A 12,684-nucleotide genomic window follows, 5' to 3' on the forward strand; every position below is an offset into this window, starting at 1 on the left:
TTCAACCGGCGGTTGTTTCGACTTCCGCCGCGGCCGCCGGACCGGAAGCGGCGAGGCGGCTCGTAAAGGCTTCGCGCCACCAGCCGATGTCCTGCTGTTCCACGCTGTCCATCATCGCGCGCCAGCGCCGCCTGCGCTCATCGAGCGGCATGGCCAGCGCGCGCAGGATCGCATCGGACATCTCCTCCGGGCTGTAGGGATTGATGAGCAGCGCGTCGCGAAGCTGCATCGCTGCCCCTGCGAAGCGCGACAGGATGAGGACGCCGGGATCATCGGCATCCTGCGCCGCGACATATTCCTTGGCGACGAGGTTCATTCCGTCGCGCAGCGGCGTGACCAGCCCGATCCGCGCCGCGCGGTAAATGCCCGCCAGCTCGTCGCGCGGATAGCCCTGATTGACGTAACGGATCGGCGTCCAGTCCACGTCGCTATATTCGCCGTTGATCCGCCCCGCCAGCGAATCGAGCGTCGCACGGATCTGCTGATAGCTTTCCACGTCCCCGCGCGAGGGCGGCGCGATCTGCGTCAGCACGATCCTGCGATGATGTTCGGGATGGTCCTTGAGGAAGCGCGCATAACCGCCGAAACGCTCCTCCAGCCCCTTGCTGTAATCGAGCCGGTCGACCCCGACGATCAGCGGGCGGTCCTGAAGCGAGGCGCGGACCTTGTCGAACATCGACCGGGCGGTCTCGCTGGCGGCGGCATCCTTGAAGTCCTGCGCATTGATGCCGATGGGGCAGGCGACGGCCTGAATCGTGCGGTCGCCGACCGTCACATAATCGCCGTCCACCGTGCCGCCCATTTCCCGCTCGACATAATGGCGGAAGGATTCGAGCCACTCTTCGGTGTGAAATCCCACCACGTCATAGGCAAACAGCGTGCTGACAAGCCTGCTGTGATGGGGCAGCGAGACGAGCAGACGCGTGGGAGGCCATGGGATGTGGAGAAAGAAGCCCATCCGGTTCTTCAGACCCCGGTCGCGGAGCATCTGGCCAAGCGGGATCAGGTGATAATCGTGAATCCAGATGATGTCGTCCGGTTCGATCAACGGGCTGGCGGTTTCGGCGAAGCGTTTGTTGACGCGGTTATATCCGCCTTCGAAATCGCGGGCATATTCGGCAAGGTCGATGCGGAAGTGGAAAAGCGGCCAGAGCGTCTTGTTCGCATAGCCGTTATAATATTCGTCCACATCCTGTTCTTCGAGGTCGATGGTCGCCGTCTTGACGCCCTGATCCTCCGAAAAGGCGATGTGTCCGGTGAAGCTGTCGGTGGTTTCCCCCGACCAGCCGAACCACATGCCCCGGCTTTCCCGCAACGCCTGCGCCAGCGCGACCGCAAGTCCGCCCTGATTGCCGGTGCTGTTGGGCCTGCTCACCCGGTTGGATATCACGATCAGGCGGCTCATCGCATTACGCTCCACGGCTTGCTCAGCAGGACGGCGCAGTTGATGATGCCGACGAGGGAATAGGTTTGCGGATAATTGCCCCAAAGCTCGCCGCTCTGGGGGTCGATATCTTCGGACAGAAGCCCGGCGGCGGTGCGGCGGGACAGCATCTCTTCGAACAGGGCGCGCGCTTCCTCCGTGCGCCCGGTGCGGTGGAGCGCCTCGATCAGCCAGAATGTGCAGACGTTGAACGCCGTCACAGGCTCGCCGAAATCGTCGGGCGTGCTGTAGCGGAGCATGTCGTTGCCGCGCCGCAGGTCCGCCTCCAGCGCAGCGAGCGTCCCGACGAACATCGGATCGTCGGCGGCAAGAAAGCGCAGGTCGAGCAACTGGAGCAGCGATGCGTCGCGCGCGTCATCCTCGAAATTGGCGGAAATCGCGCGGCTGTCCTCCCGCCACGCCATGTCGAGGATGCGCGCCTTCATCGTGTCGGCGCGGTTCTGCCAGTGGGCCGCCCGCAGGTCGAGGCCGAGCGCGGCGGCGGCATGGGCCAGCCGGTCGCACGCCGCCCAGCACATCACCGCGCTGTAGCTGTGCACATGCGCGCGGGTGCGCAGTTCCCACAGGCCAGCGTCGGGCTGGTCATAGACCTGCCACGCCCGTTCGCCGACCGCCTCCAGCGATTCGAAGTCGGCATGGCCCGCCATGCGGAGCAGACGGCGGTCGATGAAGCCCTGAACCGACGACAGCACGATCTGGCCATAGGCATCGTGCTGGATCTGGCTGTAGGCGGCATTCCCGACGCGAACCGGTCCCATGCCGCGATAGCCGGGCAGGCTTTCCGCCTCCCACTCCGTCAGCGTCGCATTGCCGCGCACGTCGTAAAGCGGCTGGATATGCCCGCCCTTCGCGCCATCGACGATATTGCGCAGATAGACGAGATAGGTTTCCAGCACATCGAGCGCGCCGAGCCGGTTAAGCGCCTCCACCGTATAATAGGCGTCGCGCACCCAGCAGTAGCGATAGTCCCAGTTACGCCCGCTGTCGGCATGTTCGGGGATGGAGGTGGTGAGCGCCGCGACGATGGCGCCGGTCTCCTCATGCTGGCAGAGTTTCAGGGTGATGGCGGAACGGATCACCGCCTCCTGCCACTCCGCCGGAATGGCGAGACCGCGCACCCAGAGCTGCCATTCGTTCACCGTGTCGTCGAACATCCGCTCGATCGCCGGGCGCAGCGCGTCGGAGAAGCCCTCGTCCGGCCCCATGAAGAAATGCATGTCCTGCTCCAGCCGGAACCAGCTTTCCTGACTGATGAGGCCGATGGGCGCGTTGGTCGACACGCGCATCGCCATGTAGGACAGCACCATGCGGATATGGTTGGAGCCATAGCTGATCGGCACATGGTCCGCATTCCAGCTTGTCGAGGGGCGCAGCTTCACGCGAATACGCGGAGAACCGGACACCGGGCGGACGATGCGGATGAACGCGACCGGCCGGTACATGCGCCCCTTATGCCGGTGGCGGGGGCAGAAATCGACGATGTCTATTGCATTGCCCTGTGCGTCGGACTGGCGCGTGACGAGGATCGGGGTGTTGCGGATATAATGCTGCTCGACCGCGACGCAGTTTTCCAGCTCGATGGCCCAGAAGCCACGGGACTGGCCATCGTCCCAGTCCTTGTCGTCGAGCAGCGCGGAAAAGACCGGATCGCCGTCCACACGGGGGACGCAGGCCCAGACCATCCGCCCGGCCCGGTCGATAAGCGCGGAGGCCTGGCAGTTGCCGATCGGCCAGAGGTCGAGGGTGCGGGCGGCGTCGGCCAGCGGCCCAGCGGGCGAAGTGTCGGAACGATTGCTGATCGGTTTGCCCCCATGGTGCGTTATCCAAGCGGATAGGCCGCCTATCGGACCAGCCGGGCAGCCTCCTCACCTAGATAATGCCTGACGGCATCAACCTGTTCCAAGGAAAAGCGCGCCGCCGTCTCGCGCGCCGGACCGACCAGCACGCCATGGCCGCCCAGCTCGGCAGCAGCGTCGAAGCCTTCCTCATCGGTCACATCGTCGCCGAAGAAGACCGGAGCGACCCCGGCGAAGGGCGCGCGCTGCATCAGGCGGCGCACCGCGCTGCCCTTGTCCGCGCCGCCCGGCCGGACTTCGAACAGCATCTTGCCCCGCTGGACCATCAGGCCATTTTCGGCGGCAAGCGCCATCGCCAGCGCTTCGGCGTCGTCGGCAAACCGGGGCGCGCCGCGATAATGCAGCCCCACGCTGATCGACTTGCGTTCCACCAACATGCCGGGCCGTCTGGCGGCGAAGGCGTTGAAGGCCGCTTCGATGCTGTCGATGGCGGCCAGCCGGTGCGGCGCTTCGACCGCTGCGCCCGGCTCCGCAAATTCAAGCCCATGCGTTCCGGCGAGGATGAAGTCGCCCAGACCCATGGCGCGCAACGTGGCGACCGACCGTCCGCTGACGATGGCCAGGCGACCGTCCAGCCCCGCGCGCAGCGCATGCAGCACCCGCAGCAGATCGGCATCCGCCGCGACATCGTCGGGATTATCGACGATGGGCACCAGCGTCCCGTCGAAGTCGAGGAACAGCGCCGCTCCCGCCAGCAGCGACGGCGGAGGAGGGGGGAGGGCGATTTTGGAAGACGGCAGAGGCGGAGTCACGCGGGCAAGGTGGCGTTCCTCCGCGATTTGGCAAGTCCTGTTCTGGCCCGACGCGCAATTTCCACGCGGGTGAGCCGCGCAAAAATCGAAACCGTTTCCGTTTCGTCCCGCCTTTGCTATCCGATACGCGATGAGTGACTTTCGCGACCCGTTCGACGCTATCAGGGATCATCCTTTCGACGAAGCGCTGTCGCAGCGTTATCTCGTCTATGCGCTCTCGACGATCACGGCCCGATCCCTGCCGGACCTGCGCGACGGGCTGAAGCCGGTGCATCGCCGCCTGCTCTGGGCGATGCGTCTGCTGCGGATGGAGCCGGGCGGTGCGAACCCTGACGTGCTGGTCGCCAATCCCGCGCGCAACACCACCGCCTACAAGAAATGCGCGCGCGTGGTGGGCGACGTGATCGGCAAATATCACCCCCATGGCGACGCTTCCGTCTATGACGCCATGGTGCGTCTGGCGCAGGATTTTTCGCTGCGCACGCCGCTGGTCGACGGGCAGGGCAATTTCGGCAATATCGACGGCGATAACGCGGCGGCCATGCGCTATACCGAAGCGCGGCTGACGCAGGCGGCGGCCGACCTGATGGCGGGGCTGGACGAAGGAACGGTCGATTTCCGCCCGACCTATAATGGCGAGGATGAGGAGCCGGAGGTGTTTCCCGGCCTCTTCCCGAATCTGCTCGCCAATGGCGCCACCGGCATCGCGGTCGGCATGGCGACCAGCATCCCGCCGCACAATGTTGCCGAACTGATCGACGCCGCCAACCTGCTGATCGAAGACCCCGATACCGATCATGCCGCGCTGATGCAGGTGGTGCGCGGCCCGGACTTCCCCACCGGCGGCGTGCTGGTGGACAGCGCCGCGATCATCTCGGAAGCCTATACCACCGGCCGCGGCGCATTCCGCACGCGCGCGCGCTGGCACAAGGAGGATGGCGGGCGCGGCACATGGGTCGCGGTCATCACGGAAATTCCCTATCAGGTCCAGAAATCCAAGCTGATCGAACAGATCGCCGCGCTCATCAACGACCGGAAACTGCCGATCCTGGCGGACGTGCGCGATGAGAGCGACACCCAAATCCGCATCGTCATAGAGCCGCGCGCGCGCACCGTGGACGAACAGGTGCTGATGGACAGCCTGTTCCGCCTGACCGATCTTGAAACCCGGTTCCCCCTCAATCTCAACGTACTCGACGCCACACACACGCCGCGCGTGCTGGGGCTGAAGCCGCTGCTGATCGAATGGCTCAGGCATCAGATCGACGTTCTGGTGCGGCGCGCGCAGCATCGCCTCGCCAAGATCGCCGATCGGCTCGAACTGCTCGACGGCTATATCATCGCCTATCTGAACCTCGACCGCGTGATCGAGATCATCCGCACAGAGGATGAACCGAAACAGGTGATGATGGCCGAATTCTCCCTGACCGACCGGCAGGCCGAAGCGATCCTCAACATGCGGCTGCGCTCCCTGCGCAAGCTGGAGGAAATGGAGCTGCGGCGCGAACATACTGAACTGCTCAGGGAAAAGGACGAGCTGGAGAAGCTGGTCGAAAGCCCGGCGCGGCAGCGGACCCGGCTGAAAAAGGATCTCGCCGCTCTCCGCAAGCGCTACGGCCCGGAAACCGACATGGGCCGCCGCCGCACCCTGGTGGAGGAAGCCGCGCCCGCCCGCGAAATTCCGCTGGAGGCGATGATCGAGCGCGAGCCGATCACTGTCATCCTGTCCGAACGCGGCTGGATCAGGGCGATGAGCGGCCATCGCGACCTGTCCGCCGCCGATACGCTGAAGTTCAAGGAAGGCGACGGGCCTCAGTTCGCCTTCCACGCCTACACGACGGACAAGCTGCTGATGGCGACATCGAGCGGACGGGTCTACACGCTGGCGTCGGACAAGCTGCCGGGCGGGCGCGGCTTCGGCGACCCCGTGCGGTCGCTGGTCGACATGGACAATGAAGGCGCCATCGTCGCGCTGCTGCCAGCCCGGACCGGCGGCGAGCTGCTGCTCGCCTCCTCGGACGGACGCGGCTTCATCGCGGCGGCAGGCGACCTCATGGCCGAAACCCGCAAGGGCAAGCAGGTTGTCAACGTCCGCACCGGCGCAAAGCTCGCGGTGATCCGGCCGGTTCCGGCGGAAGCGGACAGCGTCGCTGTCATCGGCGAGAATCGCAAGCTGCTCGTCTTCTCGCTCACCGAAATGCCGCGCATGGCGCGCGGGCAGGGGGTGCAGATGCAGCGCTACCGGGACGGCGGCCTGTCCGACGCGGTGGCGTTCCGTCTGAGCGACGGGCTGAGCTGGGCCATGGGCGGCGATACGGGGCGGACCCGCACGGAAAGCGACATGCTGCCGTGGAAAGTCGCACGCGGCGCGGCGGGGCGCATGCCCCCGACAGGCTTCCCCCGCGACAATAAATTCTGACGAAATCAGAAGCGCATAGCGTTTCCCGAAAATTTACTTCTTGGCGGTAGAGCGGGTGCATGGATTCCGTCTCGGTCCGCAATTGGACGGTCGACACGACCGACGATACGCCTCTGCTTGGGGAGGGAGAGACGCATCCGGCCCAGCGCATGCCCTTCACGGACTGGCTGGCTGCGCTGCCGCAGGCCGCCGCCATTCTGACCTGCGACGACAGCGGCATCGCCTCGATCAACGGTAACCTGCCCTTCCGGACCGCATTTGGCGAACCCGCCGACCGGCGTCAGACCAACAAGCCCGCGACCGAATGGCGCGACCGCGTGATCGCTTTCGTGCAGTCGGGCCGTGCCTCCGACAGTTTCGAGATGCGGCGCGAAGGCAAGCTGGGGCCGGAATATTTCCTCTGCACCATCGGCCGCCTGCCCGACAGGCAGGGGATGAAGGCGCAATATCTCTTCACCGCCATAGACCGGACGACCGAACGGACGATCGAGAAGAATCTCCGCCGCGAACTTCTGTCGGACGGCCTGACCGCACTGCCCAACCGCACGGGCTTCGGCGAGGAGATCGACGACCGGATCGCCAATTCGGCCTGGCCCGACAGCGCGCAGTTCGGCATCATCGCCATCGACCTCAGCCGGTTCAGCCGGGTGAACGAATCGCTCGGCCCGATGGCGGGCGACGAACTGCTCATCACCGTGGCCAAGCGCCTGAAGTCCAGCCTGCGGCAGGGCGATGTGCTGGCCCGGATCGGGGGCAATGATTTCGCCATCTTCGCGCGGCTCAACAACGGCCTGTCCGACGCGCTGCACATCGTCCAGCGCATCCGCGAATCGATGAGCATGCCCATTCGCCTCAGCGATCTTCAGATCCGGGTGGACTGCGCCATCGGATGCGCGCTGTCGATCAATCAGGATGACGATCCCGACGATGTCGTTCGCAAGGCGCAGGCAGCGGTGAAGATCGCCAAGCGCACGGGCAAGGTCGAAATCTATCGCAACGGTGTGCTCAAGGAAGCGCAGCGGCGCTTTTCCATCGAGAGCCGGCTGCGCGATGCGCTTGCGCGGGGCGGGCTGACGCTCGCCTATCAGCCGCTCATCCATCTGCCCACGGGCGAGATCACCGGCTTCGAAGCGCTCGCCCGCTGGGAAGATGAGGAACTGGGCTTCGTCTCGCCCGCCGAATTTATCGCTGTGGCGGAGGAAAGCGGCCTCATCACGCCGCTCGGCCGCTGGGCCGCCTATGAGGCGGCGCAGGCGCTGTCGCGCTGGGACGCCAAGTTCGGACAGCCGCTTTCGGTCGGCGTCAACGTCAACCTGTCGCCGATCCAGATGGCGCGCGACGATGTGGCCTCGATGTTCGAGGAAGCGCTGCGCTATTCCGGGGTTGCGGGCCATCGCCTGACCGCGGAAATCACCGAAAGCGCCATCGTCGCGGACCCCGACAAGGCGCGGAAGCTGCTCGTGGCCCTCAAGGACTTGCAGATGCCGATCGCGATGGACGATTTCGGCACCGGATATTCAAATCTCGCCAGCCTGCACAGCCTGCCCATCGACATATTGAAGATCGACCGCAGCTTCGTCACCTCCATGCTGGAGGATCATGACAAGCAGGTGATCGTCCGCACCATCTTGTCGCTCGCCGAATCGCTGAACCTCAAGGTGACAGCCGAAGGTATCGAGACGCAGCAACTGGCGCACGCCCTGCAACAGATGGGATGCTGGCAGGGGCAGGGCTATTATTTCGCCAAGGCCATGACCGAGGCGGAAGCCTATGACTATTGGCGCGCCCGCTGGAATTTCGAAACGATCTGATCCGCGATGGCGTCCACCCGGTCTGCATCGGGGAAGCCTTCCGCCACCCATGCCCGCTCGACCTCCTGCAACGCTCTGGCCACATCCGGGCCGGGCGTAAGGCCGCGCGCGATCAGCGCTCCGCCGCCGATGGGCAGTTGCGGCGGCGTCCACCCCCGAAGCTCGCCAACATCCGCCGCAACGCGCGCCGGGTCGAGCAGGATGCGGTCCGTCGCGCCTTCCACGCCGATCCGGTAGGCCAGCACGCGGGCAGGCTCGGCCGTATCATGCTCGCTGGCCGTGGCGAGCCGCTTGCGCGCCTTGTTCGACAGTTTGAGCCTGGCGCCGACCTGATCCGCCACGGCGGGGTCGGCGGGCAGCAGCGCCGCGAGCCTGCGAATGGCGGAACCTTCCGCGCCCGCTTCCTTCTCCCGCGCGATGAGCCGGTCCAGCCGCGTCACGCCGTCTGCCGTAACCTCGGGCAGGACCGGAGTCAGTATGCCGCCCTCGACCATCAGTTTCAGCGCATGGACCGGCGCAGCGCCAGACAGCAGCTTCAGCAGTTCGTCGGCAATCCGCTCCCTTGAGAGCGCCATCAGGCTGTTCGCCGCCGCCCTGCACGCCTCGTAGGCAGCCGCATCCAGTTCGTCCCCGCCATATCGCGCAAGGAAACGGAAATAGCGCAGGATACGCAGATGATCTTCCGCGATGCGCGCGGCGGCATCGCCGATGAAGCGCAGGCGGCGGGCCTTCAGATCGTCGACCCCGCCGAAAAAGTCGCTGATCGCGCCACTCGACGGATCGGCATAGAGCGCGTTGATGGTGAAGTCGCGCCGCGCTGCATCCTCCCGCCAGTCGTCGGTATAGGCGATGGTGGCGCGCCGCCCGTCGGTGCTCACATCGCGGCGCAGGGTCGTGATCTCGACCGGGCCGTCCGGCAGGATCGCCGTCACCGTGCCATGCTCGATCCCGGTCGGGACGGCCTTGATCCCCGCGTCTTTCAGGCGATCCACCACCGCGTGCGGGTCCAGCGTCGTGGCGATGTCGAGATCGTTCACCGGCAGGCCGAGCAGGGTATCGCGCACCGCCCCACCGACAAAGCGCGCCCTGCCTCCCGCTGCATCCAGCGCCGCAAGCAGGCCGTCCAGCCCCGCGCGATGCCGCCACGGCGCGTCAGGCAGCAAGTCGGTCATGGCCCAGCCTCCGCGACAGATTGGCGAGAATGGCGGCTGTGATCCCCCAGATGCGGCGTCCCTCCCAGAAGATTTCATAATAATGCCGCGTCGATCCGCCGAACTCTATCTCGCGCCGGATGCGGTTGGCCGGATCGAGCGCGTAGGCGAGCGGCAGTTCGAACAGGTCGGCGACTTCATCCTCCTGCGCGCGCAACGGCAGGTCGGGCGGGATGACGCCCAGCACGGGCACGATGTCGAACCCGGTAAAGGTCGGGTATCGGTCGGACGTGCCGACAATCTCCACGCTTTCGGAGGGAAGGGCGATTTCCTCCCGCGCTTCCCGCAGCGCGCCCGCGATTTCGTCCGCGTCCTCCGCATCCACCCGGCCGCCGGGAAAGGCGATCTGTCCGGCATGTTTGCGCAGCGAGGAGGACCGCTCGGTAAGGATGAGGCCGGGGTCGGGCCGGTCGGTGATCGCGACCAGCACCGCCGCCGGTGCCAGCACGATGTCGCCGGTGATGCGCGGATCGCGCAACTCCTCGGGCGGCAGGATCAACCGGCTCCCTTCGTCCAGCGCGGCGCGCAGCCGCTCCGCGAGCCTCATGCCGCTCCGTCCAGCGGAAAGAAGGCTCCGCCGCTCCAAAGACCCACGCGCTCGCTCTCTTCATCGAGGGCGAGGTTCATGAGTTCATAATAGACGCTGCGCGCGATCAGCGCCTCCATGCCGCCGCGCACATGCAGATAGGGATGCGGGCTGTCGGGCGTCTCCCGCAGCACAAGCGCATGGTCGGGACCGGCGGTCACGAAATCGCCGCTGTTGAGGCGGAAGGCCAGCGTGCGGTCTCGCCCTTCGCCCTCGCTTTTGACCTCGACAGCCACGAAGGGTGCGTCCTCCACTTCGATGTCGAGCTTCTCGACGGGCGTGACGAGCACATGGCGGCCGTCCGGCTCGCGGCGCAGGATGCTCGAAAAGAGGCGCACCATCGCTTCCCGCCCGATCGGCGATCCCTGATGATACCAGGTGCCGTCGCGCGCGATCCGCATCTCGCTGTCGCCGCAATGATCGGGGTTCCACTGCTCGACGGGCGGCAGTTTCTTCTCCTGCGCCAGACGCGCGATGTCGGTCAGCGACAGGGTGGACAGGTCGGGCAGCGGCTCCATGGGCATGGGGCGGAGATAGGGGCGTCCCGCCCCGAACGCAAAGGGGGAATCAGGCGGCGACCGCGATCCGGGGCGTCAGCATTCCCTGCCCGCCGACGGGGCGGCCATCGACCGACAGCGCCAGCAGCCGGTGCCGCTCGAACGGGCCGGGCGCATCCCAGCCTGCTGTCGCCTCCGCCGAAAAGCCCCAGAAGCGACCGTAATATTCCGGATCGCCGATCATCATCAGCGGCTCGGTGCCCATATGGCGGGCGGCGGCCACCACGGCATCCATCATCGCGCGGCCATGGCCGCCCTTCTGATGCGCGGGCTCGACAGCGACCGGGCCGACCATGATGAGCGGCATCTGCCCGCCCGCCGCATCGGTCAGCGCCACCGGCCAGCTCTGCAGCGACCCGATCAGCCCGCGCCCGTCCTCCACCACCGCGAAGGAGAGCGCCGGAAGCCACGGCATCCCATCCCGGATGCGATAGGCAGTGCGGCCATGGCGGTCCGCGCCGAAAGCGCTGTCCAGCAGCGCCTCGATCGCCTCTGCGGGCTGACTGTCCAGGGGCAACAGGTGAGACACGACTTGCCGTTCCGCCATTGATGGCGCATGGGCAGCGCCGGAGCGGGGGGCTTTAGCGCCCCTTCCGCAAAATGAAAGACTAAAGAGGCCCGCCTGAAACCGGGACAGGGGCCGCATATGGCAGGCTATGCAGACTGGATTTGACGATTTTCTGACGCTGGAGGTCAACGATCTTCATGTCGATGTGCTGACCGGCATCTATTCGGAGGAGACGCATCTTCCCCAGCCGCTGCGCATCTCGATCCGCGCGCGGCTGCGAATCGCCGATCGTTACGACCCGACGACCCCGCTCAGCCGGTCGAAAAACTATATGGACCTGAAACATGCGGCCTCCACCGCATTGCCTGAAGGCGTGCACTTCACCCTGATCGAGGCGGTGGCCGACCATATCATCGACACGATCTTCCTTCAGGACGACAAGGTCAGCCATGTCGAGGTGAAAATCGTGAAACTCGCTCTGTCCGAACGCGGCGAGCAGATCGGCATCACGCTCGGCCGCGGGCGGAAATAGCGATCAGTCCTTCCTGATAAGGCCGATTTCGATGAGGCGCTCGGTCAGATAGTCGTGCGCGCTGATCGGCGGATCGCGGCGCGGATTGTCGGCGGTGACGCACTGGGGCAGCGCGTCGATCATGAAGTCCGGACGCAGATGCAGGAAGAAGGGCATCGAATAGCGCGAATGGCCGCGCCGCTCGGGCGGCGGATTGACGACCCGGTGGCTGGTCGAAGGCAGCACATGGTTGGTCAGCCGCTGGAGCATGTCGCCCACGTTGATCGCCAGCGCGCCGGGCGGCGGCACCACCGGCAGCCAGTTCCCGTCCCGATCCTTCAGCTCCAGCCCGCCTTCCTCCGCCCCCAGCAGCAGAGTGATGAGGTTGATGTCCTCATGCGCGCCCGCGCGAATGCCCGGCGCTTCCGGCGATACCGGGGGATAATGGAGCAGGCGCAGGATCGAATTGCCATTTTCGACCGGCCCGTCGAACCAGCGTTCCGGCAGGCCGAGATAGAGGGCGATGGCGGACAGAAGTTCCGCGCCGACGCGGTCGAACTCGGCATAGAGCCGCGCGAACACCGGCCTGAACTCGGGCATTTCGTCCGGCCAGACATTTGGCGGCATCGTCAGCGCCAGCCTGTCCCCGACGGGCAGGTCGCGGCCGACATGCCAGAATTCCTTGAGGTCGTTCTCGCTCGCGCCCTTTGCGATCTCCGTCCCGAAGGCGGTATAGCCGCGCTGGCCGCCGTTCAGCTTCGCGTCGTAGCGCCGCTTCACCTCCTCCGGCAGCGCGAAGAAGCGCCGCGCCAGCGCCCACCCTTCACCGATCAGGTCAATGTCCATGCCATGATCCTTCACCATGGCGAAGCCGAACCGCTGGAAGGACTGGCCGAAAGCCTCTGCGAAATCGGGTTTGGCGAGGTCCGCCATGGACAGGACGGGCACCTGCTCCAGCACCGTTTGCGACACGTTCATTCTCCAGATTTCGTGACCGGGCGTCGCAGCCACAGATGAGGACGCCCGCGT

11 protein-coding genes are annotated in these 12,684 nt (G+C 65.9%); 3 read left to right on the forward strand and 8 right to left on the reverse strand.

The annotated features are described in order from the left end of the window. Position 1: 1 nt before the first annotated feature. The 3 genes from otsA to otsB form a co-directional block, all read right to left on the reverse strand. Complete coding sequence (otsA, locus tag SAMIE_RS06965) at positions 2 to 1,405, reverse strand: alpha,alpha-trehalose-phosphate synthase (UDP-forming) (protein ID WP_066700905.1); 1,404 nt, start codon at positions 1,403 to 1,405, stop codon at positions 2 to 4. Continuing rightward, complete coding sequence (locus SAMIE_RS06970) at positions 1,402 to 3,171, reverse strand: glycoside hydrolase family 15 protein (RefSeq protein WP_267886511.1); 1,770 nt, start codon at positions 3,169 to 3,171, stop codon at positions 1,402 to 1,404. Before SAMIE_RS06970 ends, otsA begins: the two co-directional genes overlap by 4 nt. A 113-nt stretch (positions 3,172 to 3,284) precedes the next feature. Further along, complete coding sequence (gene otsB, locus SAMIE_RS06975; RefSeq protein ID WP_066700907.1) at positions 3,285 to 4,052, reverse strand: trehalose-phosphatase; 768 nt, start codon at positions 4,050 to 4,052, stop codon at positions 3,285 to 3,287. A 130-nt stretch (positions 4,053 to 4,182) separates the two neighbouring features. Here otsB and parC point away from each other — a divergent pair, with 130 nt between their 5' ends. Both parC and SAMIE_RS06985 read left to right on the forward strand, forming a co-directional pair. Then, a complete protein-coding gene (parC, locus tag SAMIE_RS06980) occupies positions 4,183 to 6,471 on the forward strand; it encodes a DNA topoisomerase IV subunit A (RefSeq protein WP_066700908.1) in 2,289 nt (762 codons plus the stop codon). 59 nt (positions 6,472 to 6,530) lie between these two features. After that, positions 6,531 to 8,282, forward strand: coding sequence for a putative bifunctional diguanylate cyclase/phosphodiesterase (locus SAMIE_RS06985; RefSeq protein WP_066700909.1), 1,752 nt, complete (start codon positions 6,531 to 6,533; stop codon positions 8,280 to 8,282). Here SAMIE_RS06985 and SAMIE_RS06990 read toward each other — a convergent pair. From SAMIE_RS06990 to SAMIE_RS07005, 4 genes are read right to left on the reverse strand one after another with little or no spacing between them, the layout of a single operon-like run. Continuing rightward, a complete protein-coding gene (locus SAMIE_RS06990) occupies positions 8,246 to 9,454 on the reverse strand; it encodes a CCA tRNA nucleotidyltransferase (protein WP_066700910.1) in 1,209 nt (402 codons plus the stop codon). The two genes, SAMIE_RS06985 and SAMIE_RS06990, sit on opposite strands and share 37 nt — an antisense overlap. Then, positions 9,435 to 10,040 (reverse strand): CoA pyrophosphatase, encoded by a 606-nt coding sequence (locus tag SAMIE_RS06995; protein WP_066700911.1) that lies wholly within the window; start codon positions 10,038 to 10,040, stop codon positions 9,435 to 9,437. Before SAMIE_RS06995 ends, SAMIE_RS06990 begins: the two co-directional genes overlap by 20 nt. Next, complete coding sequence (locus SAMIE_RS07000; protein WP_066700912.1) at positions 10,037 to 10,603, reverse strand: DUF1285 domain-containing protein; 567 nt, start codon at positions 10,601 to 10,603, stop codon at positions 10,037 to 10,039. The genes SAMIE_RS06995 and SAMIE_RS07000 overlap by 4 nt, the downstream gene beginning before the upstream one ends. Before the next feature lie 43 nt (positions 10,604 to 10,646). After that, entirely contained in the window at positions 10,647 to 11,183 is a 537-nt protein-coding gene (locus SAMIE_RS07005) for a GNAT family N-acetyltransferase (RefSeq protein ID WP_174522227.1), read from the reverse strand. Between the two features lie 109 nt (positions 11,184 to 11,292). On the opposite strand from SAMIE_RS07005, the gene SAMIE_RS07010 reads away from it, so the two are divergent. Next, positions 11,293 to 11,676, forward strand: coding sequence for a dihydroneopterin aldolase (locus tag SAMIE_RS07010; RefSeq protein ID WP_066700913.1), 384 nt, complete (start codon positions 11,293 to 11,295; stop codon positions 11,674 to 11,676). 3 nt (positions 11,677 to 11,679) lie between these two features. Here the strand turns inward: SAMIE_RS07010 and SAMIE_RS07015 are convergent, their stop codons facing one another. Beyond that, positions 11,680 to 12,627 carry an isopenicillin N synthase family dioxygenase gene (locus SAMIE_RS07015; protein WP_066700937.1) on the reverse strand — a complete coding sequence of 316 codons (948 nt, stop codon included), beginning with the start codon at positions 12,625 to 12,627 and terminating at the stop codon, positions 11,680 to 11,682. Between the last annotated feature and the right edge of the window lie 57 nt (positions 12,628 to 12,684).

The sequence above is a fragment of the Sphingobium amiense genome, from assembly GCF_003967075.1.
Taxonomy (GTDB): domain Bacteria; phylum Pseudomonadota; class Alphaproteobacteria; order Sphingomonadales; family Sphingomonadaceae; genus Sphingobium; species Sphingobium amiense.

Excerpts from the sequence above, each read along its gene's own strand:
- SAMIE_RS07010 (WP_066700913.1), top strand. The coding sequence starts at position 11,293 with ATGCAGACTGGATTTGACGATTTTCTGACGCTGGAGGTCAACGATCTT.
- SAMIE_RS06990 (WP_066700910.1), bottom strand. The coding sequence starts at position 9,454 with ATGACCGACTTGCTGCCTGACGCGCCGTGGCGGCATCGCGCGGGGCTG.
- SAMIE_RS07000 (WP_066700912.1), bottom strand. The coding sequence starts at position 10,603 with ATGCCCATGGAGCCGCTGCCCGACCTGTCCACCCTGTCGCTGACCGAC.
- SAMIE_RS07005 (WP_174522227.1), bottom strand. The coding sequence starts at position 11,183 with ATGGCGGAACGGCAAGTCGTGTCTCACCTGTTGCCCCTGGACAGTCAG.
- otsA (WP_066700905.1), bottom strand. The coding sequence starts at position 1,405 with ATGAGCCGCCTGATCGTGATATCCAACCGGGTGAGCAGGCCCAACAGC.
- parC (WP_066700908.1), top strand. The coding sequence starts at position 4,183 with ATGAGTGACTTTCGCGACCCGTTCGACGCTATCAGGGATCATCCTTTC.
- SAMIE_RS06995 (WP_066700911.1), bottom strand. The coding sequence starts at position 10,040 with ATGAGGCTCGCGGAGCGGCTGCGCGCCGCGCTGGACGAAGGGAGCCGG.
- SAMIE_RS06985 (WP_066700909.1), top strand. The coding sequence starts at position 6,531 with ATGGATTCCGTCTCGGTCCGCAATTGGACGGTCGACACGACCGACGAT.